Source organism: Nocardioides sp. S5-5 (assembly GCF_054954065.1).
In genome coordinates, this window is the sequence record NZ_CP199913.1 from 1,947,307 (window position 1) to 1,972,656 (window position 25,350).

The window sequence follows — 25,350 nt, forward strand, 5'->3', positions numbered from 1 at the left end:
GGATGCATCTGTGAACGCCGACCCCGCCGCCCAGCTCCGCCTGCTCGACCTGCAGGCCCTCGACGCCCAGATCGACCAGCTGCGCCACCAGCGCGGCAACCCGGCGGAGGCCGCGGAGATCAAGGACCTGCTCGGCAAGCGGGTCGACGTCGACGGGCGGCTGCGCGACCAGCGCATCGTCGTCGACGACCTCGCGGTCGCCCAGGTGAAGGCCGACGCCGACGTGGAGCAGGTCAAGGCCCGGCGTACCCGCGACCGCGACCGGATGGACTCCGGCGCCATCGCCGACCCCAAGGCGCTCGAGCGGATGCAGCACGAGCTGGCGTCGCTGGAGCGCCGGATCTCGACGCTCGAGGACGAGGAGCTCGAGGTGATGGAGCAGCTCGAGGAGGCGCAGTCCGCGCTCGCCGAGCTCACCTCCGCGATCGAGGACCTCGACGGCCGGCTCGGCACCCTCACCACGGCACGCGACGAGAAGGTCGCCGCGCTGGACGCCGAGATCGAGTCCGTCTCCGGTGGCCGCGCCGCCATCGTCGCGGCGATCCCCGAGGACCTCCTCGCCCTCTACGAGAAGCTGCGCGCCAGCAAGGGCGGGATCGGTGTCGGCGCCCTGCGAGCCCGGCAGTGCAGCGGCTGCCAGCTCACCCTCGACGCCGGCGAGATCGCCGAGATCCGCGCGACGCCCGCCGAGACGGTGCTGCGCCACGAGGAGTGCCAGCGGATCCTGGTCCGCACCTCCGAGAGCGGCCTGTGAGCGCTGCGCCCGGGCGGGTCGTCGTCGAGGCCGACGGCGGCTCGCGCGGCAACCCCGGGCCGGCGGCGTACGGCGCGGTCCTGCGGGACGCGGCGACCGGCGCCGTGATCGCCGAGGACGCCCGCACGCTGGGGGTCGCGACCAACAACGTCGCGGAGTACTCCGGGCTGGTCGCCGGCCTCGCGCTCGCCGTCTCGCACGCGCCGGGCGCGGTCGTCGAGGTGCGGATGGACTCCAAGCTGGTCGTCGAGCAGATGTCCGGGCGTTGGCGGATCAAGCACGCCGACATGGCCGTGCTGGCGGCCGAGGCGCGCGAGCTCGCGCCCGCCGGTACGACGTACACCTGGGTGCCGCGCGCCCAGAACTCCCACGCCGACCGGCTCGCCAACGAGGCGCTCGACGGGAAGCGGTCGGGCGTCAGCGTCTCGAGCCTGCCCGGTGACGGCGTGCCCGACGAGCCGGAGTCGGCGGCCGAGGAGGCGTCCTCGCCGGCGACCGGGCCGGGCCAGCCGACCACGATCGTGCTGGTCCGCCACGGCGTCACCCCGCACACCACCGGTCGCCGCTTCTCCGGCGGGCTCGGCGGCGACAACCCGCCGCTCTCGGAGGAGGGCCGGGCCCAGGCCGCCGAGGTCGCCGCGTGGCTCACCGAGCTCAAGGACAGCGTCGACGTCGTCGTGGCCTCGCCGGTGCGGCGTACCCGGGAGACGGCCGACATCGTCGCGTCCGCGCTGGGACTCGGTGTCGAGGAGGAGCCGGCCTTCGCCGAGATGGAGTTCGGCGAGTGGGACGGGCTGAGCTTCACCGAGGTCGCCGAGCGGGACCGGGAGCGGCTGGACGCCTGGTTCGCCGACATGTCCGCCGCGCCGCCGGGCGGCGAGTCGTTCGTCGTGGTCCGGGAGCGGGTGCTGGCCGGGCTGAGGCGGCTGCTCGAGGCCCACGCCGGGCGCACCGTGGTCCTGGTCAGCCACGTCACACCGATCAAGACCCTGGTCGCGCACGCCCTCGACGCGCCGCTGGAGACGCTGTTCCGGATGGAGCTCGCACCCGCCGCGGTCTCGGTGCTCGCGTTCTACCCCGACCCGCGCACCGGTGAGCAGAAGGGCTCGATGAGGTTCTTCAACGCCCTGGCCCCCGGTCGCCGTACGCTGCGCGACACCGGGCGCTGGTGACGCTCAGAGCGCGCTGACGACCACGTCGAGCTGGGTGCCGGTCTTGCCCGGAGCACCCAGCTCGACGGTCCAGCCGAGGTCCCGGAGCGTGTCGGCGAAGGCAGCCGGCGTGCGCGGGTCGGCGCCGTCCTCGAGCAGGGCCCGGACGATCCGGCCCTTGGTGGCCTTGTTGAAGTGGCTGACCACCTTGCGGGTGCCGTCGTGCTCGTGCAGCACCCGCACCGTGGCGACCCGCTTGGCCAGGTCCGGGCCCGGCTTCCAGAAGCTCGCGTACATCCCCGAGCGCAGGTCCACCAGCAGCCCGCGACCCAGCGTCTCGGTCATCACGGCCGGCAGCGCCTCGCGCCACACCGCCGCGACCGGACCCAGCCCAGGCAGGGAGGCGTCGCCGGAGAGCCGGTACGACGGGATCCGGTCGCCCAGCCGCACCATGCCGAACAGGCTGGAGGCGACCGCGAGCCGCGAGGTCGCGCGCCGCTTCGCTCCGGCCGAGAGGGACCCGACGTCGAGGGCGTCGTACAGGACGCCGGTGTAGATCCGGTCCGCACGTGCCGTGGGTGCGGACGTCAGGTCCGCGTTGCGGTCGACGAGGTCCGCCTGGCCGGCCGAGAGGCCCAGCACCTCGGCCGCCTTGGCCGGATCCTCCCGGCACAGCGTGACCAGGGCGTCGAGCACCTCGCGGCGCGCGTCGGTGAGCGCGGGGGAGGACAGCGCGGCGAGGTCGAGCGGCCGGCCCCGCCGGGGGACCGCCTTGCCCTCGCTCGGCGGCAGCAGGATCAGCACGGGGCCAACGATAAGGTCACCGACATGCCGAGCAATCTCGTGGTCCGGGTCAAGGCGAGCTCTCCGGAGATCCAGGAGGGTCTCGCGGCGATCGCGAAGGAGCTCGACCTCCCGGGGGAGTTCCCGCCCGATGTCGTCGCCGCGGCCGAGCGCGCGGCGGCAGGCGTCGTGCTGCCCGAGCTGGACCGCACCGACCTGCCGTTCCTCACCATCGATCCGGCGGGCTCGATGGACCTCGACCAGGCGCTCCACCTCGAGCGCGAGGGCGACGGGTACGTCGTCCACTACGCCATCGCCGACGTCGCCGCCTTCGTGCGGCCGGGCGACCCGGTCGACATGGAGGCCAACGAGCGCGGCGAGACGCTGTACGGCGCCGGCACCCGGATCCCGCTCCACCCGCCCGCGCTGTCGGAGGCAGCGGCCTCGCTGTTGCCCGACCAGGTCCGCCCGGCGCTGCTGTGGACGATCCGCCTCGACGCGGACGGCGTGACCACCGACGTACGCGTCGAGCGGGCGCGGGTGCGCTCGAGTGCCCGGTGGTCGTACGTCGAGGCCCAGCAGGCGCTCGACGACGGCACCGCCGGGGAGGTGCTCGAGCTGCTCCGCGAGATCGGGAGACTGCGCGAGCAGCAGGAGGTGGCGCGCGGCGGGATCTCGCTGCCGTTGCCGGAGCAGGAGGTCGACGAGGCCGACGGCAGCTTCCGGCTGGTGTTCCGCGAGCAGCTGCCCGTCGAGCTGTGGAACGCCCAGATCTCCCTGCTGACCGGCATGGGCGCGGCCTCGCTCATGGTCGGCGCGAAGGTCGGCATGCTGCGCACCCTGCCGCCGGCCGACCCGCGCGACGTCGCCCGGCTGCGCCGGGTCGCGAAGGGTCTGCGGATCTCCTGGCCGCAGGAGATGGACTACCCGGACTTCGTCCGCTCGCTCGACCCGACGCTCTCCCAGCACCAGGCGATGGTCGTGGCCTGCACCCGACTGCTGCGCGGGAGCGGGTACGCCGCCTTCGACGGCGAGCTCCCCGAGCAGACCCGCCACTGCGCGATCGCCGCCGAGTACGCCCACGTCACCGCGCCGTTGCGCCGCCTCGGCGACCGGTACGCCGGTGAGGTCTGCCTCGCGATCTGCGCCGGCACCCCCGTCCCCGACTGGGTGGCGAGTGCGCTGCCCGGGCTGCCCAAGATCCTGCAGGACTCCGCGCGCCGGGCCGGCTCCTACGAGCGCGCGGTGCTCGACCTGATCGAGGCCGCGGTGCTGGCCGACCGGGTCGGCGAGACCTTCGACGGGGTCGTCACCAGCCTCCGCGACGACGAGCCGACCACCGGTGTGGTGATGCTCGCCGAGGTCGGTGTCGAGGCGCCGGTGACCTCGGCGCAGCCGCTGCCGCTCGGTGAGGACGTCACGGTCACCCTGGCCAGCGCCGATCTCGCGGCCCGCAAGGTCGCCTTCACGCTGCCGTGAGGGTCCTGGTCACCGGTGGGGTGAGGTCCGGCAAGTCCCGGCACGCCGAGTCCCTGCTCGCCGACGCCGCGAGCGTCATCTACGTCGCCGCCGGTCCGGTGTACGACGATGCCGACTGGGCCGCCCGCATCGCCGCCCACCGGGCCCGTCGGCCCCCCACCTGGTCGACCGAGGAGACCCGCGACGTGGCCGGGGTGCTCGGCGCCGCGGCCGAGCCGGTCCTGGTCGACTGCCTCGGCACCTGGCTCACCGGCGTCGTCGACGACGCCGGGCTGTGGGAGGCCCCGGTCGAGGACGTCGAGGCCCAGGTCCTCGGACACCTCGACGGGCTGCTCGCCGCGCTCAGCGGCACCGGCCAGCGGGTGGTGCTGGTGACCAACGAGGTCGGGCTGGGCGTCGTACCGGAGCACCGCTCGGCACGGGTCTTCCGCGACCTGCTCGGCACGGTCAACCAGCGGGTCGCCGCGGCCTGCGACGAGGTTCACCTGGTGGTCGCGGGGCGCGTGCTCCGCCTCTGACGCGGCGCGGGCACCAGCGTGTGACCGCGATGTCTAGGTGCCCGCCAGCCCGACCAGCAGCACGGCGAGCGCCAGCTCGATGCCCGCGCCGAAGACGTCGCCGGTGACCCCGCCGAACCTGCGGACGGCGTGCCAGGTCAGCACCGCGACCACCACGAAGGCGGCCGCGACCGTGACCGGACCCCGGACCGGGTCGACCACCAGCGACAGGGCGCCCAGCCCCGCCCAGCCCACGACCGCGACGACGACCGGCACCCGTCGGGTGAAGCTCACGCCCAGGCCGTCCGGCCGGGCCGGCGGAGCCAGGGTGCAGGCGGTGATCCACAGCGCGGCCCGGGAGGCGCACACCGCGGCACCGGCGACCACGGCCGAGCGCACCTGTCCGCCGAAGGACACGAACGCCGTCAGCGCGGCGGCCTGGGCCCCGAGGACGAGTACCAGCGCGGCGACGCCGGCCGGGCCCGCCGTACCGCTCTTCATGACGGCCAGCGACCGCTCGCGGTCGTACGACGACGTGAGCCCGTCCGCGACGTCGGAGAGCCCGTCGAGATGCAGCGCCCGGCTGCCGACCGCGAGCGCGGCGAGCGCGGCGAAGGCGACGGCCAGGGCAGGCAGGTCGAGGTGGCCGCCGGCCCACACGATCACGCCGACCACCGCGCCCAGCGGCAGCACGGCGAGCGGCGCGAGCAGCAGCGCGCCGGTCGCGACGCCGGGGGAGACCCGGAGCACCGCGGGGACCCGCAGCGCCGTCAGCATCCCGATCGAGAGCCGCAGGCTGCGGCCGACGACGGCGACGCTCACCCGGCGTCCCCGCGAAGCCGTTCGGGGGAGCGAAGCGGAGGAGAGGAGCGCCGTGGGGTGGTCATGCGTCCTCGGCGGGCGGCATCAGGTCGGCGAGGAGCGCGACGTCGCGCAGCAGCGCGACCGCGGAGCGCAGCACGGGTACGGCGGCCACCGCGCCGGAGCCCTCGCCCAGCCGCAGCCCGAGGTCGAGCACCGGCTCCAAGCCGAGCTTCTCCAGCGCCAGCGCCTGCGCCGGCTCGGTCGAGCGGTGGCCGGCGGCGAACCACGCGGCGGCGCCGGGCGCGATCCGGTCGGCGTACAGGGCGCAGGCGACGGACATCAGGCCGTCGAGCAGGACGGGCACACCGGCCTCGGCCGCCTCCACGAGGTAGCCGACCGTCGCGACCAGGTCGGCGCTGCTCAGCGCGGTGAGCGCGTCCATCGGGTCGTCGATCCGGGTGCCGGCCCGGTCCAGCGCCTGCTGGACGACGACCTGCTTGTGGGTGAGCGCGGCGTCGTCGACCCCGGTGCCGCGGCCGGTCACCTCGGCGGCCGGCAGCCCGAGGACGGCCGCCACCATGGCGGCGGCCGGGGTGGTGTTGCCGATGCCCATGTCCCCGGACAGCAGCAGCTGGGCGCCCGCGGCGATCTCCTCGCGGGCGACGGTGCGGCCGGCCGCGAACGCCTGCGCGGCCTCGGCCGCGCTCAGCGCGTCCTCGACGTGGATGGCGCCGCTGCCACGGCGCACCTTGTGCGCCCGGACCTCGTCGGGGACGCCGTCGAGGTCGTCGTCGACGCCCAGGTCGAGGACCCGGACGTGGACGCCGTGGGCGGCCGCGAGCGCGGAGACGCCGGCCTTGCCCAGGACGAAGGTGCGCACCATCGCGGGCGTGATGGCCGGCGGATAGGCGGAGACGCCGTGCTGCGCGACGCCGTGGTCGCCGGCGAAGATCACCAGCCGCACGTTCTCCAGCGGCCGCGGCGGTACGACGCCCTGGGCCGCGGCCAGCCACACGCCGAGCTCGCCCAGCCGGCCCAGCGCGCCGGCCGGGGTGGCCAGGCCGGAGAGGCGCTCGGCGGCGGCCGAGCGGATGTCGGGATCGGGCGCGGGGAGGGGGCTCATGGTGCCGAACGCTACCGGCGTCCGGGCGCGCGGCGGCGATCTGCCCAGCGCGGACTCAGGTGAAGAGCATCACCAGCACTCCGGCCAGGACGAGCAGCGCGAGGACGAGCGCGACGCCCGACCACTCGTGCTCGTCGCCGTCCTCCAGGTCAGGTGCGTTCGCGGTCATGGCTCCCCCAGGTGACGCGGTCCGAGTGACGCTACCGGTCCAACGAGTCGGCAGCGTGAACAGCACGCTTCCGTTCTCGGATCAGGGGCCACCAGTGGTCGCTAGGGTCCGGGCGTGGCCCACACCGTCCTCGTCGTCCCGGTCCCCGCGCTGGAGGGCTACGTCCGCGCCCGCTGGGAGCACTACGACGCCGCCTGGCTCTCCCCGGACCCGGCGTTCACCCACGCCCACGTCACCGCGCTGGCGCCGTTCCGGCCCGACCCGAGCGCGGCCGACCTGGCGCGGGTGGCGGCGATCGCCCGCGCCACTCCGGCCTTCGACTTCGTCCTCGACGAGGTCACCGCGTTCCCCGACGGCATCGTCCACGCCGTGCCCTCGCCCGCGGCGCCCTTCGCCGCGCTGACCGACCGGCTGTGGCGGGCCTTCCCGGACTGCCCGCCCTACGCGGGCGAGTTCGCCGACGTCGTCCCGCATCTCACCCTGGACCGCCTCGGCCCCGACGTCTCGATCGCCTCGGTGGCCGCCGACCTCGCCGGGCGGCTTCCGGTGCGGACGCGGGCGGACCGTCTCGAGCTACACCGCTACGCCGAAGGCGACTGCCGGGTGTGCGCGAGCTGGCCGCTCGGTGCGGTCGGTGCGGTCAGTGCGGTCACTGGGCCAGCTTGAGGCCGACCACGCAGCCGACCAGCCCGAGCAGCAGCAGGATCCGCGCCAGGCTGACCGGCTCCTCACCACTCACCATGGCGATGACCACCGTCAGCGCCGCGCCGATCCCGACCCACACGGCGTACGCCGTGCCCACCGGCAGCGTGCGCATGGCGTAGGCGAGGCCCGCCATGCTCGCGATCAGGGTGAGGACGAAGACCACCGACGGGACCAGCCGACTGAGCCCCTCGGAGCGCGACAGCGCCGTCGCCCACGCCGCCTCGAGAGTCCCGGAGACCACCAGGACGAACCACGCCATGACCACCACGTCCTTCGTGGCCGTCTTGTCGCGCTCCGGGTACGGCTCCCTCGTCCGGCAGCCGGTCACCGGCTGTCCATCGATTCTATGTCGCGCCGATCGACATCGCCCGCCCGGGCACTGCTAGGCTCATCGGCGTTGAAGAGTCTCCGCATGGAGGCTCCTGCTCTCTCGGTGGGGGCAGAACATCTTGTCGCTCTTGGTCTTCGGTTCAGCTGGGCATCAGGCAAGGGATGTCTTCAGCACCAACGGATCGGCAGCTCGCCGGTCCGGAACTCGAAAAACCAAGGAGAAAATCATGGCTCAGGGCACCGTCAAGTGGTTCAACAGCGAGAAGGGCTTCGGCTTCATCGCCCCGGCCGACGGCACCCCGGACGTCTTCGTCCACTTCTCGGCCATCCAGGGCAGCGGCTACAAGTCGCTCGACGAGAACCAGCAGGTCGAGTTCGACGTCACCCAGGGCCCGAAGGGCCCGCAGGCGGAGAACGTCCGCGCGATCTGACGTCCTACGTCTGACGCTTCGCGAGACCCCCGGCACCCGGTGCCGGGGGTCTTCGCATGTCCGAGCGCAGGTGCGCGACCGCCTGCGTTCGGTGCCCGTCACCGTCCCCAGCCGCGCTCGCCGTCGGCCGGCGGGCCGCCCGGGCCGCCGCCCATCTGGGTGCTCGGTGCCTCGGTGGCGGTCACGGAGCCGGCGTCGGTGCCGTCGACGGACACGGTGTAGGACTCGCCGGACGTGAGGCCCCGGGCCACCACGACGTACGACGAGGTGCCGGGCGCCGAGAAGGTGACGACCACCTCGCCGGAGCCGTCGGTCACGGTGACCTCCGCGCCGGCGGCCGCGTCGGAGTCGACGGTCACGACGTCGGGCGACTCGAGGGTGCCGTTGACGTCGATCGGACCGTTGCCGCCGCCCCCGCCGTTGTTCGGGGTGGTGATCGTGACGACGCCGCCCGACAGGGTGGCCGAGCCGTTGGAGTCGATGCCGTCGCTGCCGGCGTCGATATGGACCTCGCCGCCGCTGACCGTGAGCAGCACGCCCTCCTCGGCCGACTCGCTGCCGCCCTCGACCGTGCCGCTGGTGGCGTTGATGCCGTCGTCGCTGGCCACGATCGAGACCAGTCCGTCGGTGATGGTGATGACGGCGGCCTCCAACCCCTCCTCGGAGCGAGTGACGTCGATCGTGCCGCCGGCGACGGTGATCGAGCCCTCGGCGTCGGCGCCGTCGGAGCCGGCCGAGATGGTCGTCGTACCGCCGTCGACCTGGATCCAGCCGAGCTCGCCGGCGTTGTCGTTGTCGGACTTGAGCGCGTCGCCGCCGGCTGCGACCGCCACCTCGCCGTCCTCGACGACGAGGTAGTCCTTGCCGCGGATGCCGTCGTCCACGGCGTCGACGGTGATGGTGCCGGACAGGACGACCAGGCCGTCCTTGCTGGTGATGGCGTCGTTGCTGGCGCCGGTCACGCTCAGCGAGCCGGTGCCGGCGATGGTCAGGTCGGCCATCGAGAACAACGTCGCGGTCGGGGCGTCCTCCTCCTCGTCGTCCGTGGCCGAGGCGGCGGCGTCGGACAGCGTGTTGGTCGAGCCGTCCGCGAGGATCACGACCGCCTCGTCGGCCTCGGTGATCACCACCGGGGAGGTGGTGGCCGAGGCGATGTCGACGCCGTCGAGGACCAGGCGCACCTTGCCCTCGCCCGCGCTGTTCACGACCACCTGGCCGTCGCTGAGGCTGCCGGAGAGGAGATAGGTCCCGGCCTCGGTGATGGTCACGACGTCGCCGTCGACGCTCGCGCCGGAGCCGTCGACGCTGCTCGCGCCGTCGGCGAGCGCGATCGTCGTGGCCCCCGCGGCGTCGTACTCGCCATCGTCGGTGTCGGCATGGGTGTCGGCCAGGGTGTGTGCCGACGTGGTCGCACTGACGGCGGCCGTGTCGGCGGTGGTGCTCGCGGCTCCGCAGGCGGTGGTCGTGAGCAGGGCGAGGGTGGCGACCGCGGCACAGATGCGGCGGCGGGCGGTGAGCTTCATGGGGGTCTCCTGGGTCAGGCGGCGCGGGCGAGGTCGAGGTGGCGGTCCATCGCGTGGTGCCACTTAAGGCGGGGGAGCTCGGGGTGCAGCGCGGCCATGCCGACGCCGAACTTCGAGATCGCGACCGGTCGGTGGCCGCGGGACCAGAGCAGGCGGTCGACCGACGAGGGGGTCGACCCGGTCTTCGTCTCCACGATCGCCAGGTGCGGCCGGTCGAGGTCGTGCTGGGAGTGGATCGAGGTCCAGCCGAGGTCGACGTCGAGGGTCACCCGGCTCGCGGAGGCGGGCAGGAGGAGGGTGGTACGCCGATAGCCCGTCGTCAGCACCGGCCGCAGCGGCACGTCGGCCAGCGCGGGCACGGCCCCGGCCACGAACTCCCGGCCCTCCGGAGTCAGCCGGACCGCCTCCGGGTGCGGGATCCGCTGCTTCACGGTCAGTCCGCGTGGCCCGACCGTCTTGACCTCCAGCCAGCAGCCGCCGGTGCCCAGGTAGGCCCGGGTGCGGACCTTCCAACGGCCGCGACGCCGGCGCCCCGAGGTGAGGAAGCTGTCGTGGGCGTCGGTGTCGAAGTAGGTCGACCGGTAGCCGAAGGCGCGCTGCCCGTCGATCTGGAGGACCCGGGTGTCGTGGGGGACCAGCGCGAGCAGCGCGTCCGCCTCGTCGGTCGGCAGGACGTACTTGCGATCGACCCGGGCGAGCAGCTCGGCCTCCTCGACCAGGGCGTCGAGCGAGATCGGGGCGAGTACGTCGAGCGCGGTGGCGGCGAGCTCGCTCATCGCACCGACTCCAGGGTGCGCGCGTCGGTGGCCAGGTGCGCCGAGCGTGCCGGCGACCCGGACGCCGTGGCGCGGTGCCGGACGTCGACCAGCGTGGTGTCGTTGACCAGGTCGGCCCGCAGCACCTTCGCCGAGATCACCTCGGCGCCGAGCAGCGACTCCAGGTTCGCGAGGAGAGCCGACTCGTCGGTGTGCGCGCGGTCGAGCAGCAGCTGCTGGGTCCGGGTCCGCTGTGCCAGCGACGGGTGGTCGCCGATCGCCAGCGTGGCGAGGACCGCGGCCATCAGGGTCACGCCGACCCAGCCGGCCGTCGTACCCAGGCCACCGAGGAGACCCAGCGCCAGGGCCGCGAAGTAGTAGGCCACCTCATGCTGGGCCAGCTCCTCGGAGCGGAGCCGGATGATCGAGAGGATGCCGAACAGTCCCAGGCCCAGCCCGGCTCCGATGGTGGTCGAGGTCAGCGCCGCGGACACGGCCAGCACCCCCACGTTGACCGTCAGGTAGGCGACGATCAGCTCGGGGCGCCGGTGGCGCGGCAGGAACAGGGCGAAGACGAGGACGCAGATGGCGGCGGCGTCGGCGAGGTACAGCGAGTAGGCGGGCATCGGTGAACTCCAGGTGGTGTCGAGATGAACACCACCCAGTAGGCCGGGCCCGGTTGTCCGGGGCGTCAGCCGACCCTGTGCGTTGTCTGTGAGGACCGGGACCGGTGGCGGCGCCCTCGCCCGCCGCGCTGTGGGGAAGCTGTCCCAGGCCTGGACAGGGTTCTCTGCCACCGGATCCGGGACGGCCGGGTGATCGACAGCGTGTCGCCGGGGAAGTGACTCGGGCGAGCCCTCGCCCGCCGTACCCTCACCGGGTGGCCGACCTCACCGAACCCTGTCCCAACTGCGGAACCCTGATGCGCTGGGAGACCTCGCACGAGCGGTGCGACGGCTGCGGCTACATCCGGCCGTGCTGCGAGGGCGCGCCCTGCCACTGACGCCGGTTCGCAGCCGGGTCAGACGTGGCCGCTGAGCTGGGCCAGCCGGGTGGCGAGTCGGTCGACGAGGGCGCCCGCCTGCTTCGCACTCAGCCCCTCGCCGCTGCTGGTCGACACGGGGAGCACGTCGACCGAGAGCCGGGCGCCGCCGGCCAGCGCGCGCAGCTCGTCGACCTTGTCGCCGAACGGCGTGCCGCTGCCGGGGGAGTAGGAGCGGACCACCTCGTCGACGTCCTCGGCGAACAGGTCCGCCTTGGTCACCGCGATGACCAGCCAGATCGGCTGGGCGCTGCGTACGGCCATCGAGGCGATCCGGTGCGCGGTGATGGTCCAGTCCTCGAGCTCGGCGGCCAGCTGGTCGGCGCGTGTCGCGGTCGCCGCGCCCGTCGTACCGCCGGCGCGGCGCGGCGTGGCGTGGCCGTTGGCGACGACGTGGATCACCCCGTCGACCGGCTCGTCGTGGAACACCTCGTCGAGCGCGCCGAGCCGGGTGGCGGCGTTGTCGCCCGGCACGACCAGGAAGCGGAAGCCGCGGAGCCGGCGCGAGCGCCGGGTCCGCCGCTCCATCACCGCCGAGCCCACCTCGGCCGTGCCGTCGGCCGGGTTGCGCCGCGCGAGCCGGTCGGCCAGCTGGGACTTGCCCACGCCCGTCATCCCGGTCACCGCGACGGTGGGATAGCGGCGGCGCAGCACGTGCCTCATCCGCTCGGGCGCGGCGGCCAGGGCGCCGAGCATGCCGGTGGCGACGGTGGCGGTGACGGCCGCCAGGCCCGGCTTGGGCAACCCCGGCCTGGACAGGACCGCACGGGAACGACCACTCGGCGACACGAGGCCTCCTCCGGCTGCTGACGTTGGTGGGTCGAGCCTACGTTCCGCCGACCAGCGGCAGGCGCGCCGGCCGAGGTCTCGTGGCGAGACGACCCGGTATGGCTGCGCGCCGGCGCCTTTGCGTGTGTGCAGCTGGGCATCTCCCACCACCACGCTGTGGCCGCGACACGCTCGCTAGCCTCGACCCATGGCCACCTTCACGCTCACCTGCATCGGCGACGACCGCCCCGGACTGGTGTCGGACCTCTCGGCCCGCCTGCACGCCCACGACGCGAGCTGGAACCGCAGCCAGATGGCGCGGCTGGCCGGCAAGTTCGCCGGCATCCTGCTGCTGGAGGTCCCCGACGCGCGCGCCGACGCGCTCGTCGCCGAGCTGGCCGGGCTGGAGAGCATCGGCCTGCAGGTCACCGTGGCCCGTACCGACGTGCCTGGCGTGGAGCCGGCCGTGCTGGTCGACCTCGACCTGCTCGGCGCCGACCGCCCCGGCATCGTCGCCGAGATCTCCGCGGCGCTGGCCCGGGAGCGGGTGGGCATCCGCGACCTGATCACCGACGTGCGGGACGCGCCGATGGCCGGCGGCCGGCTGTTCGAGGCCCGGGCGGTGCTCGAGGCGCCGCCGACCACCCGGGTCGACGACCTGCGTGCCGTCTTGGAGGCGATCGCGGACGAGCTGATGGTGGAGATCACGCTTGCCGATAGGGTGTGACCCGCGACAACTGAACAGGCGCCGTTCGTAGCCGAAGCAGGAGAGACCTCGCCACCGTGCGGGGCGCCGTAGGAGCAACTCTCCCCGAGAAACTCTCAGGCACCGTCACTGCCCGTGCGAGGCGACTCTGGAAAGTCAGGACCCGTGTCCTGCGCCCAAGGTGCAAGCCGTTCGCGGTGAAGCTCTCAGGCACCCATGACAGAGCGGGGAGGCACACCTCGACGACGGGAGCCTCCGCATGACCACGAACGACGCCTTCGACCAGCACCTCGCCGACTACGACCCCGACGTGTACGCGGCCATCACCGCCGAGCTCGCCCGCCAGCAGGGGACCCTCGAGCTGATCGCCTCCGAGAACTTCGCGCCGGTCGCCGTCATGGAGGCCCAGGGCTCGGTGCTGACCAACAAGTACGCCGAGGGCTACCCGGGCCGCCGCTACTACGGCGGGTGCGAGCACGTCGACGTCGTCGAGCAGCTCGCCATCGACCGGGTCAAGGAGCTGTTCGGCGCCGAGGCGGCCAATGTGCAGCCGCACTCCGGCGCCCAGGCCAACGCCGCCGCCATGTTCGCGCTGCTGGACCCCGGCGACACCATCCTCGGCCTCGACCTCGCCCACGGCGGCCACCTCACCCACGGGATGCGGATCAACTTCTCCGGCAGGCTCTACGACGCCGTCGCCTACCACGTCGACCCCGACGACTTCCGGGTCGACCTGGCCGAGGTCGAGCGGCTCGCCCTGGAGCACCGGCCGAAGCTGATCGTGGCCGGGTGGTCGGCGTACCCGCGCCAGCTGGACTTCGCCGAGTTCCGCCGCATCGCCGACCTGGTCGGCGCCCGCCTCATGGTCGACATGGCGCACTTCGCCGGCCTGGTCGCCGCCGGCCTCCACCCGAGCCCGGTGCCGCACGCCGACATCGTCACCACGACCACCCACAAGACCCTCGGCGGCCCGCGTGGCGGCGTGATCCTGTCGACCGCGGAGCTCGCGAGGAAGATCAACAGCGCCGTCTTCCCCGGCCAGCAGGGCGGTCCGCTGGAGCACGTGATCGCCGCCAAGGCGGTCGCCTTCAAGATGGCGGCGTCCCCGTCGTTCCGGGAGCGTCAGGAGCGGACCCTGGAGGGTGCTCGTCTCCTCGCCGCGCGGCTCACCGAGCCCGACGTGGTCTCGGCCGGGGTCTCCGTCCTCACCGGCGGCACCGAGGTGCATCTGGTCCTCGTCGACCTGCGTGCCTCGGAGCTCGACGGTCAGCAGGCCGAGGACCGCCTCCACTCGATCGGCCTCACCGTCAACCGCAACGCCGTCCCCTTCGACCCACGCCCGCCGATGGTCACCTCCGGCCTGCGCATCGGCACGCCGGCGCTGGCGACCCGGGGCTTCGGCGCCGAGGCGTTCACCGAGGTCGCCGACATCATCGCGGAGGCGCTCCAGCCGTCGTACGACGAGGGCGTGGCGGCCGAGCTGCAGACCCGGGTCGCCGTGCTGGCGGCGGCACACCCGCTCTATCCGGGGCTGGGCTGAGGCACCGGGGCGACCCGATCCGCACCAGCGGTCAGGCCATCTCGACAGCCGCGACCCGACCGTCCTCCACCTGCCAGCGCTGGTCGAGCCGGACGGTGTCGAGCAGCCGGCGGTCGTGGGTGACCAGCAGCAGTGCGCCGTCGTACGACTCGAGGGCCTGCTCGAGCTGCTCGATCGCCGGCAGGTCGAGGTGGTTGGTGGGCTCGTCGAGGACGAGGAGGTTGACGCCGCGGGCCTGCAGCAGCGCCATGGCCGCGCGAGTGCGCTCGCCGGGGGAGAGGCGGGCGACCAGGCTGGTGACCTGGTCGGCCTTGAGGCCGAACTTCGCCAGCAGCGTGCGTACGTCGGCCGGCGTCAGGTCCGGCATCGCGGCCTCGAAGGCGGGGCCGAGGGGGAGGTCGTCGTCGAGGCCGGTGCGGGCCTGGTCGATCTCGCCGATGGCGACCGAGGCACCGAGGCCGGCGCGGCCGGCGTCCGGGGCGAGCCGGCCGAGGAGGAGACGCAGCAGGGTGGTCTTGCCGGCACCGTTGGGGCCGGTCACGCCGATCCGGTCGCCCGCGCTGATCTGGAGGGAGGCGGGGCCGAAGGTGAAGTCGCCGAGCCGCGCGACGGCCCGGTCGAGAGTGGCGACGACCGAGCTGGACCGGGGCGCGGCGGCGATCGAGAAGCGCAGCTCCCACTCCTTGCGGGGCTCCTCGACCTCCTCCAACCGCGCGATCCGGGACTCCATCTGGCGCACCTTCTGCGCCTGCTTCTCCGAGGACTCCGACTGCGCCCGGCGGCGGACCTTGTCGTTGTCGGGCGACTTCCGCATCGCGTTGCGCACGCCCTGCGAGCTCCACTCCCGCTGGACCCGGGCGCGGTTGACCAGGTCGGCCTTCTTCTCGGCGAACTCCTCGTACGCCTCGCGGGCATGGCGCCGCACGATCGCCCGCTCCTCGAGGAAGGCGTCGTAGCCGCCGTCGTACACGGCGACCTGGTGTTGCGCGAGGTCGAGCTCGACGACGCGGGTGACCACGCGCGAGAGGAACTCGCGGTCGTGGGACACCAGCACCACCCCGGCGCGCAGCCCGCGCACGAAGGTCTCCAGCTGCTCGAGCCCGGCGAGGTCGAGGTCGTTGGTCGGCTCGTCGAGGAGCACCAGGTCGAAGCGGCTGAGCATCAGTACGGCGAGCGCCGCCCGGGCCGCCTGGCCACCCGACAGGGCGGTCATCAGCGCGTCCGGGCCGACGTCGAGGCCGAGGTCGGCCAGCATCGGCGGCAGCCGCTCGTCGAGGTCGGGGGCGCCGCTGGCCAGCCAGTGGTCGAGGCTGTGGGCGTAGGCGTCCGCGACCGCCGGCGACTCGTCGCCGTCCGCCAGCGCCGCGGCGGCCTGCTCCATCGCGGCGGTCGCCGCCGCAGATCCCGTGCGCCGGGCGACGTACTGACCGACGCTCTCGCCCGCGATCCGCTCGTGCTCCTGGGGGAGCCACCCGACGAAGGCGTCGGAGGGAGCCGTCGAGACGCTGCCCTCCAGCGGGGCGAGGTCGCCGGCGAGGATTCGCAGCAGTGTGGTCTTGCCCGCGCCGTTGGCGCCGACCACGCCCACCACGTCGCCCGGCGCGACGGTCAGGTCGAGGGCCTCGAAGAGGGTGCGGTGAGCATGACCGCCGGCGAGGCTCTTGGCTACCAGGGTCGCGCTCATGGGGCGATCGTAGTTTCCGGGCGCTCAGGTCACGACGCAGGGCGAGCTGCCCAGCGCCCAGGGGAGCGCGGCGTGCTCGGCCATGCGCCGGTCCAGCGCCCAAGGCTGTGGTCGCTGCTCTCGATGAGCACTTCAGGCTGTACGACGTCGCGGCCGACGAGCTGGTGTTCACGCTGGCCGGGCAGCCGATCACCCGGCAGGCGTTCGGGCACGTCTGGAGGTCTGCGGCGAAGGCAGCCGGGCGGAGTGAAGCCACGGCCACCGGGATGCACGCACTGCGCCACTACTACGCCTCGCTGCTGATCCGGTTCGGCGAGAGCGTGAAGACGGTCCAGGTCCGGCTCGGGCAGGCGACCGCGGCCGAGACGCTCGACATCTACAGCACCTGTGGCCCGACTCTGACGACCGGACGCGGGAGGCGATCGACAGCGTGATCGCGAATCGTCTTGGGGACTCTGTGGGGACTGTGGACGGCTGATCTCAGAGTTTCGCAGGCCAAGCGGCATCTGGCGGACGGGCTGGCCTGTAAGCCGGGTTCTGTCCCCTGTCACCAAGGGGGCGACCATCCATCTAGGGCTGCCGTTGCCGACAGCCTCGAGCGACCTACCCGCACACTCGGACGAGCCGCCCTCGAACGTGTGCTGTCTGGTCTTGCTCCGGGTGGGGTTTGCCTAGCTGCGCCGGTCGCCCGGCGCACTGGTGGGCTCTTGCCCCGCCGTTTCACCCTTACCTCGCCAGGCGGCGAGGCGGTCTGCTCTCTGTGGCACTGTCCCGCGGGTCACCCCGGGTGGGTGTTACCCACCACCCTGCTCTGCGGAGCCCGGACTTTCCTCGGGATCCGACGCCTCACGGCGATGGATCACGCGGTCGCCCGGCCAGCCCGTCCGTCGCACACTCTAGGGAACAACCGGGTCCGCTGGACAGTTGAGGGCCACATGAACGAGATGCCCGAGATCACGGTGCTGCCGCCGGTCATCTTCCCGGGTACGACGGCACGACACGAGGCGGCGTACCGCACCGCCCACGACCTCCTGTCCCGCCGCGCGCCGCGCGAGGCCCTCCAGGTGCTGGAGCCCGCGCTGGAGCAGGAGCCGGAGAACCGGGGGCTGCGGTCGCTGCGGGCGTGGGCGTACCTGATGCGGGCCCAGCTGCAGAAGGCGGCCGACGAGCTGACCGGCCTGGTGGCCGAGGACCCGGCCGACGCCTGGAGTCGGCACGCGCTGGGGCGGGCGCTGGAGCGCCAGTCGAGGTACGACGACGCGCTGCCGCACCTACGACTGGCGGCGGCGATGACTGGTGACCCCGAGCACGAGTACGACGTGCTGCGGGTCGAGCGGCTGGCGGGTCGGATCTCCTGACGGTTGCTGCGCAACCTCCCCGATCTCCGGGTAGGTTCGGAGCATGGCGAGCGACGGTGAGTACTGGTTCTGCCTGACCCACCACCGGGTCGAGGGTGTCGAGGGCTGTCCCAACAAGGACCGGCTCGGTCCGTACCCCACCGAGGCCGAGGCCGCGCGGGCGTTGGAGAAGGCGGCCGAGCGCACCGAGGCGTGGGACGAGGACCCGGCCTGGAACGACGACGCCGAGGACAAGTAGTCCGTTGGCGTTCGCCCGCCGCCGCCGGATCCGCCCGGTGGCGATCGACCCTGCCACCGGACGGCGGATCTCGCCGTGGCCGTTCGTCGGCCTGGTGCTGCTGGTCTCGTCCTTCTTCCTGTACGCGGCCTCGGGCCTGCTCGCTCCGGCCTGGGCGGTCGTGGTCCTGCTGCTGACCTGGCTGGTCATGCTCGTGCTGTGCTTCGTGTGGTGGACGGCGCACCCGAAGCGCACCGTCGTCCTCGGGTTCCTCTCGTTCGTGTGGTGGTGGGTCGCCGTCACCGCCGGCGGCATCTTCTTGGACTGGACGGCCTGAGGTGGCCGAGCCGCGGCGCCGCCTCGCGCCGGAGGGGCGCCGCCTCGCGCCGGAGGCACGACGTGCGCAGCTGATCTCCGTCGCCGAGGACGTGTTCGTGCGGCACGGCCACCAGGGCACCGCCGTCGAGGACATCGCCGCCGCGACGAGCTCGACCGGGCGGTCGTCGCGGCTGCCGGGGGAGAGGCGGAGGTGGCGGGCCGGCTGCGGGCGGGCTTGCGCGCCTACTGCCGGTTCGTCCGCGACCGCGGCACGCCGGGGGAGGTGCTCTTCGGCGTACGCCCACGCCGTCTCGGGCGCCGCCGAGCAGCTCGCGAAGTGGTGGCGGCGCCACCCCGACGTCGACCTGGAGACCATGGTCGAGCGGACCATGGACGCGCTGTGGACCGGGCTCGCGGCGAACCGCTGAGGGTCGGCCCCGCTTCGCGCGGAAGGCTCCCGGCCCGTTGCGCAGCCCAGCCACAGCGCGGCTGACGCAGGGCGTTGGGGCAGGATGTCCCCATGGCCATCCACATCACCGACGACGCCGTCGCCGACGAGCTCCTGACGGACAACCCGTTCGCGCTGCTGGTCGGGATGATGCTCGACCAGCAGTACCCGATGGAGCACGCCTTCCTGGGTCCGCAGAAGGTCGTCAGCCGGTTCGGCAGCTTCGACCCCGCGGCGATCGCGGCGGCCGACCCGGAGGAGTTCGCGGCGCTGTGCTCGACGACGCCGGCGATCCACCGGTTCCCGGGGTCGATGGCGGCGCGGCTGCAGGAGCTGGCCCGCATCGTGGTGGACCAGTACGACGGCGACGCCTCCCGGCTGTGGACCGAGGCCGTGGACGGCAAGGATCTGCTCAAGCGGATCCAGGCGCTGCCCGGGTTCGGGGCGCAGAAGGCGAAGATCTTCACCGCGCTGGTGGCCAAGCAGCTCGAGGTCCGTCCGACCGGGTGGGAGAAGGCGGCGGGCGACTACGCGCTCGACGGCTTCCGCTCGGTGGCCGACGTCGTCGACCCGGTCTCGCTGCAGAAGGTGCGCGACTACAAGAAGGCGGCCAAGGCCGCGGCCAAGACCGCGACCAAGACCGCGACCAAGACCGCGACCAAGACCGCGGATTGAGGCGTTCCTGAACGCCTGCTGAGCCGGTGCTGAACAGGTCCTGAACGCCCCGATGCGCAGGGGGCTGGGAGCGCCGTGGCAGAATGGCAGAGCGGTCTTGACGCCTCCGGTCTTTGCCGCGCCCTTGAACCGTCAGCATCGAGAGGTGTTCGTGTCCTCGAACCATCGTTCGGTCCCGCCCGCCCTGCTCAGCCACCCGTCGATCGCCGCGCTCATCGAGCACGCTGCGCCGGCCGGCCGGGTCGGCGCGGAGGATCTCCGCCAGGCATTCGCCGCCGCTGAGGTCGCCCCGGCCCAGCTCAAGGGCCTGATGGCCCACCTGTCGGGCCTCGGCATCTCCGTCGAGCTCGGCGCGCCCGTCGAGCAGCGTGCTGTGGCCGCTGCCGCGCGCAAGGGTGCGTCGGCGACCGCGACCACGGCCAAGAAGCCGGTCCTCGCGCCGCCCGAGAAGGCGACGCCCGCCCCGCCGGCCCAGCCCGCGGCGACGAAGGCGGCGCCGGCCGAGGGCAGCGCCCCGGTCGACCTCGGCGACGTGGAGGTGGAGGCCGCCCCGGCGGTCGGCCCCGACGGCAAGAAGGTGCTGCCGGACATCCCCGACGACCAGTTCGAGAAGGATGTCGTCGCGGACCCGACGATCAAGGAGGACGAGAAGAACGCGTCCTTCATCGTCTCCTCCGCCGACGAGACCGACGAGCCGGCCCAGCAGGTCATGGTCGCCGGCGCGACCGCCGATCCGGTCAAGGACTACCTCAAGCAGATCGGCAAGGTGCCGCTCCTCAACGCCGAGATGGAGGTCGAGCTCGCCAAGCGGATCGAGGCCGGCCTGTTCTCGGAGGAGAAGCTCGGCAAGGGTGGCAAGCTCTCGCCGAAGGTGAGCGAGGAGCTCGAGTGGATCGCGGAGGACGGTCGCCGCGCCAAGAACCACCTGCTCGAGGCCAACCTGCGTCTCGTGGTGAGCCTCGCCAAGCGCTACACCGGCCGCGGCATGCTCTTCTTGGACCTGATCCAGGAGGGCAACCTCGGCCTGATCCGCGCGGTGGAGAAGTTCGACTACACCAAGGGCTACAAGTTCTCGACGTACGCCACCTGGTGGATCCGTCAGGCGATCACCCGCGCGATGGCCGACCAGGCCCGGACCATCCGGATCCCCGTCCACATGGTCGAGGTCATCAACAAGCTGGCCCGAGTCCAGCGGCAGATGCTGCAGGACCTGGGCCGCGAGCCCACCCCGGAGGAGCTCGCCAAGGAGCTCGACATGACTCCGGAGAAGGTCGTCGAGGTCCAGAAGTACGGCCGCGAGCCGATCTCGCTGCACACCCCGCTGGGCGAGGACGGCGACTCCGAGTTCGGTGACCTGATCGAGGACTCCGAGGCGATCGTCCCGGCCGACGCGGTGTCGTTCACGCTGCTCCAGGAGCAGCTGCACGCCGTCCTCGACACGCTCTCCGAGCGCGAGGCGGGCGTGGTCAGCATGCGCTTCGGCCTCACCGACGGCCAGCCCAAGACCCTCGACGAGATCGGCAAGGTCTACGGCGTGACCCGCGAGCGGATCCGCCAGATCGAGTCGAAGACGATGTCGAAGCTGCGGCACCCGTCGCGCTCGCAGGTCCTGCGCGACTACCTCGACTGATCCAGCATCACCCGATCGACGCCCCCGCCGGGTCTCCCGGCGGGGGCGTCGTCAGTCTCCGGCGGGCACGATCATCGGCGTCCCCGCCACCGGGTCCGGTACGACGACGCACGGCAGCCCGAACGCCGCCTCGACCACGTCCGCGGTGACCACCTCGGCCGGCGGCCCCTCGGCGAGGATCCGGCCGGAGGCCATCACGACCAGGTGGTCGCTGTAGCGGCAGGCCAGGTTGAGGTCGTGGAGCACCGTGACGATGGTGCGCCCGGTGGCGCGGTTGAGGGTGCGCAGCAGCCGCAGCAGGTCGACCTGGTGGCTGATGTCGAGGTAGGTGGTCGGCTCGTCGAGGAGCAGCAGGTCGGTCTCCTGGGCGAGCGCCATCGCGATCCAGACCCGCTGTCGCTGCCCGCCGGACAGCGCGTGCAGTGGCCGGTCCACCAGCTCGACGGTGTCGGTCGCGCTCAGCGCGTCGGCGACCGCGGTCTCGTCGCGGGCGCTCCAGTGGCGGAACCAGCCCTGGTGCGGATGCCGGCCGCGGGAGACCAGGTCGGCCACCGTGATGCCGTCGGGCGCCACGGGGGTCTGGGGGAGCAGGCCCAGGATCCGGGCGACCTCCCGCGAGCCGCGGTCCAGGATCGGGGTTCCGTCGAGCAGCACCTCGCCCGCCGATGGGCGCAGCAGCCGGGCCAGGCCGCGCAGCAGGGTGGACTTGCCGCAGGCGTTGGCTCCCACGATCGCGGTGACCCGGCCGTCGAGGACGTCGAGGTCGAGCGCGTCGACGACGGTCCGGTCGTCGTATCCGAGGGACAGCGAGCGTGCTGCCAGTCGTGGGGTCATCCGCCCATTCCTCTCCGGTTGGTCGTGGCGATCAGCCACAGCAGGTACGGCGCCCCGATCGCGCCGGTCACGACGCCGGTCGGCATCTCGACGGGGAGCACGGTGACCGCGACGTAGTCGGCGACCAGGCACAGCGCGGCGCCGGTGGCCGCGGCGGCGACGATGCCGCCGCGGGCGGGCCCGAGCAGCCGGTCGGCGACCGGCCCGGCGACGAGGGCGACGAAGGTGATCGGCCCGGCGACGGCGGTGGCGAGCGCGGTGAGCAGCACGCCCACGCCGATCAGCGCGAGCCGGGTCGGCTCGAGTCGGGTGCCGAGCCCGCGGGCGGTGTCGTCGCCCAGCCCGACGGTGCGCAGCATCCGCTGGAGCACCGGCACCAGCGGCACCAGCGCCAGCAGGCACCACAGCAGCACCTCGTTCTCTGCGTCGCCGGCCTGGCCGATCGAGCCGGTGAGCCAGTGCAGCGCCTCGCGCGCCTCGGTGAGCGAGGTCCGGGTCAGCAGGTAGCCGGTGATCCCGGTGGCGAAGGCGGACATGCCGATGCCGATCAGGATGAACCGGTAGCCGCTGATCCCGTCGCGCCAGGCCAGCAGATACATCGCCAGCGAGAACACCAGCGCGCCGGCCAGGGCCAGCGCCGGGATGCTCAGCCCCGACAGCGCCGGCACGGCGATCCCGGTGACCGCGAACATGCTGGCCCCGGCGGAGATGCCGACGAAGTCGGGGGAGGCGAGCGGGTTGCGCAGCAGCTGCTGGAAGATCGTGCCGGCCGCGCCGAGCGCGACGCCGACGCCGATGGCGGCCTTGACCTGCGGGAAGGTCAGGTCCCGCACGATGAAGTCGACGGCCGGGCTGTCACGGGTGCCGAGCAGCGAGCCGAGCACCTGGTCGAGGCTGAGTCGCACCGAGCCGAAGCACAGGGTGACGATGCCGAGGAGCACGACCACACCCCCCAGCAGAACCGGTACGACGAGCGCCCGCCCCGCGCGCCGGCGGCGGCTCCGGCGCAGGGCGGCCCGGGCCGGCTGGGTGGGAGCGGACTGGACGGCGCTCACAGCTCGGCCAGCCGGCGGTAGCGGACCAGCCCGATGAAGAACGGCGCGCCCAGCACGCCGAGCACGACGCCGACCTGCAGCTCGCCGGGGGAGCCGAGGATCCGGCCGGCGATGTCGGCGCCGAGCAGCAGCAGTGGCCCGAGCAGCAGGGAGTAGGGCAGGATCCACCGATAGTCGGGCCCGCAGATCGCCCGGGCCACGTGGGGCACGACCAGGCCGACGAACACGATCGGCCCGCAGGCCGCGGTGGCCGCGCCGCACAGCACCGCGACGACCGCGAACAGCCCGATCCGGGTCCGGGTCAGCGAGATGCCGAGGCCGCGGGCGGCGTCGTCGCCGAGGGCGAGCGCGTTGAGGGAGCGTCCGCAGAGCATCCCGGCGGCCACGACGACGACGATCACGGGGGCGACGCCGGTGACGATCGGCGCGTACCGGCCGGCCAGGGAGCCGACCTGCCAGAACCGGAACTCGTTCTGCGCCTGGAGGTCGGTCAGCAGCAGCCCGGTCGTGACGGCGCTGAGCCCGGCGGTGATCGCGGCCCCGGCGAGCGCCATCTTCACCGGGGTGGCGCCCTCGCGCCCGAGCGAGCCGACGGCGTACACCAGGACGGTCGCGGCCAGCGCCCCGGCGAACGCGAGCACGACGTGCGCACCGATGCCGGTGACGCCGAGCAGCACGATGCCGAGCACGACGGCGAGCGCGGCGCCGGCCTCGATCCCCATGATCGACGGGTCGGCGAGCGGGTTGCGGGTCAGGCCCTGGAGGATCGCGCCGGAGACGCCGAGGGCGGCGCCGACCAGGATGCCGAGCAGGGTGCGGGGCACCCGCAGCCGGACCGTCACGGTGTCGTCGGTCGTGACCGCGCTGAGGTGGCGCAGCGCGTCGATGACGTCCCCGAGGCCGATCGAGCGCGAGCCCTGGGTGATGCTGAGGAAGCCGACGACCAGCAGGAGCGCGGTCAGCGCGAGGAGGCCGAGCGCTCTGCCCGAGTGACCACTAGTCACCGATCGAGTCGTCGAGGTCGGCCAGCTGGTCGGTGAGCTTGGTCAGCGCCTCGGCGTAGTGCCCGTAGGTGTGCAGCCAAAAGCCCGGCCACTCCACGATCTGGCCGGCCTTCGCGGCGCGGATGGAGCTCCAGGTCGGCTGCGCCTCGACCGTCTTCTCGTCGGCGGCGAAGCTGCGGTTGTCGAACATGAGCACGTCGGGCTGGTACTTGTCGGCGTTCTCCCAGCTCAGGTTCTCCCAGTACGGGAAGTCCGGGTTGGGGGAGTCGGGCTCGATCACGTCGAGGCCCCACCGGTCGAAGTCGAGCAGCTCGGGCGCGTACTCCGGGTTGGCGACGTAGAGCAGGTCGCTGGCCGGCGAGACCGCGAGCGCGGTGAAGTCCTTCTCCTTCATGACGGCGACGAAGGTGTCGCGGGCCTCCTCGAAGGCGGCCTTGTCCTGGGCGCCCTGGGAGTCCTCGACGTCGGCGCCGAGACTCTCGGCGAGCTTCTCGTAGCCCTCGGTGAGGTCCAGGATCGAGTCGCCCTGGGTGGCGCCGACGACCGGCGCGAGATCGGCGAGCTTCTTGCTCTTGGCCTTCACGCCGTCCTCGAAGCCGGAGTGCGCCTTCTCCGCCGGCCACCAGTCCGCCACGATCAGGTCGGGCGCCAGCGTGGAGGCCTTCGCGACGTCGATCGAGCCCCATTCCTCGCCGAGGATCTCGATGCCGCTCAGGTCGAGGCCCTGCAGATTGGGGTCGGTCTTCACCGACTCGTCGCCGTAGATGCCGACCGGGCGGATGCCGTACGACATCAGCGCCGCGGCCTCCGCGGCGTGGGCGATGATCCGGGTCGGGACCTGGTCCAGCTCGACGACCTCGCCCGACCCGTCGGTGAAGGTCCACGGCCCGTCGGGCGTCGCGGAGGCGCCGGAGGCCGGCCTGGCGTCGTCGTCACCGTCGGCGACGTCGGAGGAGCAGGCGGACAGGGCCAGGGCGAGCCCGGCGGTCGCGGCCGCGAGGACGGTCAGGCGAGAGTGCATGAGGTAAGGCTAGCCTCATGTGCCGAGGCGGGTGACGGCGTACCAGAAAAGCACTGCGGCCCCGAGCCAGCTCGGGGCCGCAGGGATGCTGAGTGAGGTCAGTCGGCGACGGGCGCCGGCTTGTCGGTGAGCCTGTGGGTCTCGTCGTGGAAGGCGACGGCGATGTCCTTGAGGGCGTCGCCGTGCTCGCGGGCGTGGTGGGCACAGAAGAGCAACTCTCCGCCGGAGGCGAGCTCTACGCGAAGGTAGGCCTGGGCGCCACAACGGTCGCAGCGGTCCTCCGCGGTCAGCGGGGCTCTGGGAGCAACAGCAGTCGTCATCTCGGGCCTCTCTTTCGTGCGATCTCCACCCTCATCGGGCGGTCGTCCGGATCAACGTAGCGACTGGACCAAAGATTCCCGTCTCCATGTGGTCCATTCCACTTCGCGTTCCCCCATCATCCAAGCACCTGTCGGGCGACGTATCGGTGATTTTCCACTGCCTGAAACAAGCTTGTGACCATCCGATCGGCCAGGGCTGCCTAGCCCCCCGGCGTGTCGCGGGTAG

Annotated in this window: 29 protein-coding genes, 1 other RNA gene and 2 riboswitches; of the genes, 15 read left to right on the plus strand and 15 right to left on the minus strand. The window is 73.0% G+C overall.

Going from position 1 to position 25,350, the window contains the following annotated elements; translation table 11 throughout:
- Positions 1 to 10 precede the first annotated feature (10 nt).
- Both ACUP6Y_RS09180 and ACUP6Y_RS09185 read left to right on the plus strand, forming a co-directional pair.
- A complete protein-coding gene (locus tag ACUP6Y_RS09180; RefSeq protein ID WP_462555527.1) occupies positions 11 to 754 on the plus strand; it encodes a zinc ribbon domain-containing protein in 744 nt (247 codons plus the stop codon).
- Positions 751 to 1,926, plus strand: a complete 1,176-nt coding sequence (locus ACUP6Y_RS09185; protein ID WP_462555528.1) for a bifunctional RNase H/acid phosphatase — start codon at positions 751 to 753, stop codon at positions 1,924 to 1,926. The genes ACUP6Y_RS09180 and ACUP6Y_RS09185 overlap by 4 nt, the downstream gene beginning before the upstream one ends.
- Positions 1,927 to 1,929: 3 nt before the next feature.
- Here ACUP6Y_RS09185 and yaaA read toward each other — a convergent pair whose 3' ends face one another.
- A complete protein-coding gene (gene yaaA / locus ACUP6Y_RS09190; RefSeq protein ID WP_462555529.1) occupies positions 1,930 to 2,709 on the minus strand; it encodes a peroxide stress protein YaaA in 780 nt (259 codons plus the stop codon).
- 24 nt (positions 2,710 to 2,733) lie between these two features.
- Between yaaA and ACUP6Y_RS09195 the strand changes: the two genes are divergently transcribed.
- Together ACUP6Y_RS09195 and cobU are read left to right on the plus strand one after the other, a co-directional pair.
- Positions 2,734 to 4,167, plus strand: coding sequence for an RNB domain-containing ribonuclease (locus ACUP6Y_RS09195; RefSeq protein ID WP_462555530.1), 1,434 nt, complete (start codon positions 2,734 to 2,736; stop codon positions 4,165 to 4,167).
- Complete coding sequence (gene cobU, locus ACUP6Y_RS09200; protein ID WP_462555531.1) at positions 4,164 to 4,685, plus strand: bifunctional adenosylcobinamide kinase/adenosylcobinamide-phosphate guanylyltransferase; 522 nt, start codon at positions 4,164 to 4,166, stop codon at positions 4,683 to 4,685. Before ACUP6Y_RS09195 ends, cobU begins: the two co-directional genes overlap by 4 nt.
- A 33-nt stretch (positions 4,686 to 4,718) precedes the next feature.
- Here cobU and ACUP6Y_RS09205 read toward each other — a convergent pair whose 3' ends face one another.
- Both ACUP6Y_RS09205 and cobT read right to left on the minus strand, forming a co-directional pair.
- Positions 4,719 to 5,486, minus strand: a complete 768-nt coding sequence (locus tag ACUP6Y_RS09205; protein ID WP_462555532.1) for an adenosylcobinamide-GDP ribazoletransferase — start codon at positions 5,484 to 5,486, stop codon at positions 4,719 to 4,721.
- A gap of 61 nt (positions 5,487 to 5,547) precedes the next feature.
- Entirely contained in the window at positions 5,548 to 6,591 is a 1,044-nt protein-coding gene (cobT, locus tag ACUP6Y_RS09210; RefSeq protein ID WP_462555533.1) for a nicotinate-nucleotide--dimethylbenzimidazole phosphoribosyltransferase, read from the minus strand.
- A 283-nt stretch (positions 6,592 to 6,874) separates the two neighbouring features.
- On the opposite strand from cobT, the gene ACUP6Y_RS09215 reads away from it, so the two are divergent.
- Positions 6,875 to 7,426, plus strand: a complete 552-nt coding sequence (locus tag ACUP6Y_RS09215) for a 2'-5' RNA ligase family protein (RefSeq protein WP_462555534.1) — start codon at positions 6,875 to 6,877, stop codon at positions 7,424 to 7,426.
- On the opposite strand, the gene ACUP6Y_RS09220 is transcribed toward ACUP6Y_RS09215, so the two are convergent.
- A complete protein-coding gene (locus ACUP6Y_RS09220; RefSeq protein ID WP_462555535.1) occupies positions 7,410 to 7,724 on the minus strand; it encodes a DMT family transporter in 315 nt (104 codons plus the stop codon). The genes ACUP6Y_RS09215 and ACUP6Y_RS09220 overlap by 17 nt on opposite strands.
- 13 nt (positions 7,725 to 7,737) lie before the next feature.
- A riboswitch (guanidine-III (ykkC-III) riboswitch) is annotated at positions 7,738 to 7,802 on the minus strand.
- 220 nt (positions 7,803 to 8,022) lie between these two features.
- Here ACUP6Y_RS09220 and ACUP6Y_RS09225 point away from each other — a divergent pair.
- The gene (locus ACUP6Y_RS09225; protein ID WP_141799318.1) at positions 8,023 to 8,226 is read left to right on the plus strand and encodes a cold-shock protein; all 204 of its coding nucleotides are present in this window, start codon (positions 8,023 to 8,025) and stop codon (positions 8,224 to 8,226) included.
- Positions 8,227 to 8,324: 98 nt separating this feature from the next.
- Here the strand turns inward: ACUP6Y_RS09225 and ACUP6Y_RS09230 are convergent, their stop codons facing one another.
- The 4 genes from ACUP6Y_RS09230 to ACUP6Y_RS09245 all read right to left on the minus strand — a co-directional run bounded on the left by ACUP6Y_RS09230 (position 8,325) and on the right by ACUP6Y_RS09245 (position 12,290).
- Positions 8,325 to 9,749, minus strand: a complete 1,425-nt coding sequence (locus tag ACUP6Y_RS09230) for a carbohydrate-binding domain-containing protein (protein WP_462555536.1) — start codon at positions 9,747 to 9,749, stop codon at positions 8,325 to 8,327.
- A gap of 14 nt (positions 9,750 to 9,763) precedes the next feature.
- Positions 9,764 to 10,525: a polyphosphate polymerase domain-containing protein gene (locus ACUP6Y_RS09235; RefSeq protein WP_462555538.1), complete on the minus strand. Its 762-nt coding sequence runs from the start codon at positions 10,523 to 10,525 to the stop codon at positions 9,764 to 9,766.
- The gene (locus tag ACUP6Y_RS09240) at positions 10,522 to 11,130 is read right to left on the minus strand and encodes a DUF4956 domain-containing protein (RefSeq protein ID WP_462555539.1); all 609 of its coding nucleotides are present in this window, start codon (positions 11,128 to 11,130) and stop codon (positions 10,522 to 10,524) included. The genes ACUP6Y_RS09235 and ACUP6Y_RS09240 overlap by 4 nt, the downstream gene beginning before the upstream one ends.
- Before the next feature lie 395 nt (positions 11,131 to 11,525).
- Positions 11,526 to 12,290, minus strand: coding sequence for a hypothetical protein (locus ACUP6Y_RS09245; RefSeq protein WP_462555540.1), 765 nt, complete (start codon positions 12,288 to 12,290; stop codon positions 11,526 to 11,528).
- Positions 12,291 to 12,522: 232 nt separating this feature from the next.
- On the opposite strand from ACUP6Y_RS09245, the gene ACUP6Y_RS09250 reads away from it, so the two are divergent.
- Positions 12,523 to 13,041: a glycine cleavage system transcriptional repressor gene (locus ACUP6Y_RS09250; protein ID WP_462555542.1), complete on the plus strand. Its 519-nt coding sequence runs from the start codon at positions 12,523 to 12,525 to the stop codon at positions 13,039 to 13,041.
- Positions 13,042 to 13,158: 117 nt separating this feature from the next.
- Positions 13,159 to 13,253, plus strand: a riboswitch (glycine riboswitch).
- Between the two features lie 26 nt (positions 13,254 to 13,279).
- Positions 13,280 to 14,560 carry a serine hydroxymethyltransferase gene (gene glyA / locus ACUP6Y_RS09255; protein ID WP_462555544.1) on the plus strand — a complete coding sequence of 427 codons (1,281 nt, stop codon included), beginning with the start codon at positions 13,280 to 13,282 and terminating at the stop codon, positions 14,558 to 14,560.
- A 31-nt stretch (positions 14,561 to 14,591) separates the two neighbouring features.
- Here glyA and ACUP6Y_RS09260 read toward each other — a convergent pair whose 3' ends face one another.
- Complete coding sequence (locus ACUP6Y_RS09260; RefSeq protein WP_462555546.1) at positions 14,592 to 16,244, minus strand: ABC-F family ATP-binding cassette domain-containing protein; 1,653 nt, start codon at positions 16,242 to 16,244, stop codon at positions 14,592 to 14,594.
- Positions 16,245 to 16,351: 107 nt separating this feature from the next.
- Here ACUP6Y_RS09260 and ACUP6Y_RS09265 point away from each other — a divergent pair, with 107 nt between their 5' ends.
- Positions 16,352 to 16,678: a tyrosine-type recombinase/integrase gene (locus ACUP6Y_RS09265; protein ID WP_462555547.1), complete on the plus strand. Its 327-nt coding sequence runs from the start codon at positions 16,352 to 16,354 to the stop codon at positions 16,676 to 16,678.
- A gap of 76 nt (positions 16,679 to 16,754) precedes the next feature.
- Here the strand turns inward: ACUP6Y_RS09265 and rnpB are convergent.
- Positions 16,755 to 17,127, minus strand: an RNA gene (gene rnpB, locus ACUP6Y_RS09270) — RNase P RNA component class A.
- A 52-nt stretch (positions 17,128 to 17,179) separates the two neighbouring features.
- Here rnpB and ACUP6Y_RS09275 point away from each other — a divergent pair.
- From ACUP6Y_RS09275 to ACUP6Y_RS09300, 6 genes are all read left to right on the plus strand, one after another.
- Entirely contained in the window at positions 17,180 to 17,602 is a 423-nt protein-coding gene (locus tag ACUP6Y_RS09275) for a tetratricopeptide repeat protein (protein WP_462555549.1), read from the plus strand.
- Positions 17,603 to 17,645: 43 nt separating this feature from the next.
- Complete coding sequence (locus ACUP6Y_RS09280) at positions 17,646 to 17,840, plus strand: hypothetical protein (protein WP_462555551.1); 195 nt, start codon at positions 17,646 to 17,648, stop codon at positions 17,838 to 17,840.
- A gap of 37 nt (positions 17,841 to 17,877) precedes the next feature.
- Positions 17,878 to 18,156, plus strand: a complete 279-nt coding sequence (locus tag ACUP6Y_RS09285; protein WP_462555552.1) for a hypothetical protein — start codon at positions 17,878 to 17,880, stop codon at positions 18,154 to 18,156.
- Between the two features lies 1 nt (position 18,157).
- On the plus strand, positions 18,158 to 18,565 hold the full coding sequence (locus ACUP6Y_RS09290) for a hypothetical protein (RefSeq protein WP_462555553.1): 408 nt from the start codon (positions 18,158 to 18,160) through the stop codon (positions 18,563 to 18,565).
- Between the two features lie 92 nt (positions 18,566 to 18,657).
- Positions 18,658 to 19,260: an HhH-GPD-type base excision DNA repair protein gene (locus tag ACUP6Y_RS09295; protein ID WP_462555554.1), complete on the plus strand. Its 603-nt coding sequence runs from the start codon at positions 18,658 to 18,660 to the stop codon at positions 19,258 to 19,260.
- Between the two features lie 145 nt (positions 19,261 to 19,405).
- Positions 19,406 to 20,890 carry an RNA polymerase sigma factor gene (locus ACUP6Y_RS09300; protein WP_462555555.1) on the plus strand — a complete coding sequence of 495 codons (1,485 nt, stop codon included), beginning with the start codon at positions 19,406 to 19,408 and terminating at the stop codon, positions 20,888 to 20,890.
- A gap of 51 nt (positions 20,891 to 20,941) precedes the next feature.
- Here the strand turns inward: ACUP6Y_RS09300 and ACUP6Y_RS09305 are convergent, their stop codons facing one another.
- The 5 genes from ACUP6Y_RS09305 to ACUP6Y_RS09325 all read right to left on the minus strand — a co-directional run bounded on the left by ACUP6Y_RS09305 (position 20,942) and on the right by ACUP6Y_RS09325 (position 25,124).
- Positions 20,942 to 21,724 carry an ABC transporter ATP-binding protein gene (locus ACUP6Y_RS09305; protein ID WP_462555556.1) on the minus strand — a complete coding sequence of 261 codons (783 nt, stop codon included), beginning with the start codon at positions 21,722 to 21,724 and terminating at the stop codon, positions 20,942 to 20,944.
- On the minus strand, positions 21,721 to 22,779 hold the full coding sequence (locus ACUP6Y_RS09310; RefSeq protein WP_462555557.1) for a FecCD family ABC transporter permease: 1,059 nt from the start codon (positions 22,777 to 22,779) through the stop codon (positions 21,721 to 21,723). The genes ACUP6Y_RS09305 and ACUP6Y_RS09310 overlap by 4 nt, the downstream gene beginning before the upstream one ends.
- The gene (locus ACUP6Y_RS09315) at positions 22,776 to 23,783 is read right to left on the minus strand and encodes a FecCD family ABC transporter permease (RefSeq protein WP_462555560.1); all 1,008 of its coding nucleotides are present in this window, start codon (positions 23,781 to 23,783) and stop codon (positions 22,776 to 22,778) included. Before ACUP6Y_RS09315 ends, ACUP6Y_RS09310 begins: the two co-directional genes overlap by 4 nt.
- Positions 23,776 to 24,804 carry an ABC transporter substrate-binding protein gene (locus ACUP6Y_RS09320; protein ID WP_462555562.1) on the minus strand — a complete coding sequence of 343 codons (1,029 nt, stop codon included), beginning with the start codon at positions 24,802 to 24,804 and terminating at the stop codon, positions 23,776 to 23,778. Before ACUP6Y_RS09320 ends, ACUP6Y_RS09315 begins: the two co-directional genes overlap by 8 nt.
- A gap of 98 nt (positions 24,805 to 24,902) precedes the next feature.
- Positions 24,903 to 25,124 (minus strand): DUF7455 domain-containing protein, encoded by a 222-nt coding sequence (locus tag ACUP6Y_RS09325; RefSeq protein ID WP_462555564.1) that lies wholly within the window; start codon positions 25,122 to 25,124, stop codon positions 24,903 to 24,905.
- Positions 25,125 to 25,350: the final 226 nt, after the last annotated feature.

Excerpts from the sequence above, each read along its gene's own strand:
- ACUP6Y_RS09195 (WP_462555530.1), top strand. The coding sequence starts at position 2,734 with ATGCCGAGCAATCTCGTGGTCCGGGTCAAGGCGAGCTCTCCGGAGATC.
- cobT (WP_462555533.1), bottom strand. The coding sequence starts at position 6,591 with ATGAGCCCCCTCCCCGCGCCCGATCCCGACATCCGCTCGGCCGCCGCC.
- ACUP6Y_RS09220 (WP_462555535.1), bottom strand. The coding sequence starts at position 7,724 with ATGGCGTGGTTCGTCCTGGTGGTCTCCGGGACTCTCGAGGCGGCGTGG.
- ACUP6Y_RS09225 (WP_141799318.1), top strand. The coding sequence starts at position 8,023 with ATGGCTCAGGGCACCGTCAAGTGGTTCAACAGCGAGAAGGGCTTCGGC.
- ACUP6Y_RS09230 (WP_462555536.1), bottom strand. The coding sequence starts at position 9,749 with ATGAAGCTCACCGCCCGCCGCCGCATCTGTGCCGCGGTCGCCACCCTC.
- ACUP6Y_RS09235 (WP_462555538.1), bottom strand. The coding sequence starts at position 10,525 with ATGAGCGAGCTCGCCGCCACCGCGCTCGACGTACTCGCCCCGATCTCG.
- ACUP6Y_RS09240 (WP_462555539.1), bottom strand. The coding sequence starts at position 11,130 with ATGCCCGCCTACTCGCTGTACCTCGCCGACGCCGCCGCCATCTGCGTC.
- ACUP6Y_RS09250 (WP_462555542.1), top strand. The coding sequence starts at position 12,523 with ATGGCCACCTTCACGCTCACCTGCATCGGCGACGACCGCCCCGGACTG.
- glyA (WP_462555544.1), top strand. The coding sequence starts at position 13,280 with ATGACCACGAACGACGCCTTCGACCAGCACCTCGCCGACTACGACCCC.
- ACUP6Y_RS09260 (WP_462555546.1), bottom strand. The coding sequence starts at position 16,244 with ATGAGCGCGACCCTGGTAGCCAAGAGCCTCGCCGGCGGTCATGCTCAC.
- ACUP6Y_RS09275 (WP_462555549.1), top strand. The coding sequence starts at position 17,180 with ATGAACGAGATGCCCGAGATCACGGTGCTGCCGCCGGTCATCTTCCCG.
- ACUP6Y_RS09280 (WP_462555551.1), top strand. The coding sequence starts at position 17,646 with ATGGCGAGCGACGGTGAGTACTGGTTCTGCCTGACCCACCACCGGGTC.
- ACUP6Y_RS09295 (WP_462555554.1), top strand. The coding sequence starts at position 18,658 with ATGGCCATCCACATCACCGACGACGCCGTCGCCGACGAGCTCCTGACG.
- ACUP6Y_RS09305 (WP_462555556.1), bottom strand. The coding sequence starts at position 21,724 with ATGACCCCACGACTGGCAGCACGCTCGCTGTCCCTCGGATACGACGAC.
- ACUP6Y_RS09320 (WP_462555562.1), bottom strand. The coding sequence starts at position 24,804 with ATGCACTCTCGCCTGACCGTCCTCGCGGCCGCGACCGCCGGGCTCGCC.
- ACUP6Y_RS09325 (WP_462555564.1), bottom strand. The coding sequence starts at position 25,124 with ATGACGACTGCTGTTGCTCCCAGAGCCCCGCTGACCGCGGAGGACCGC.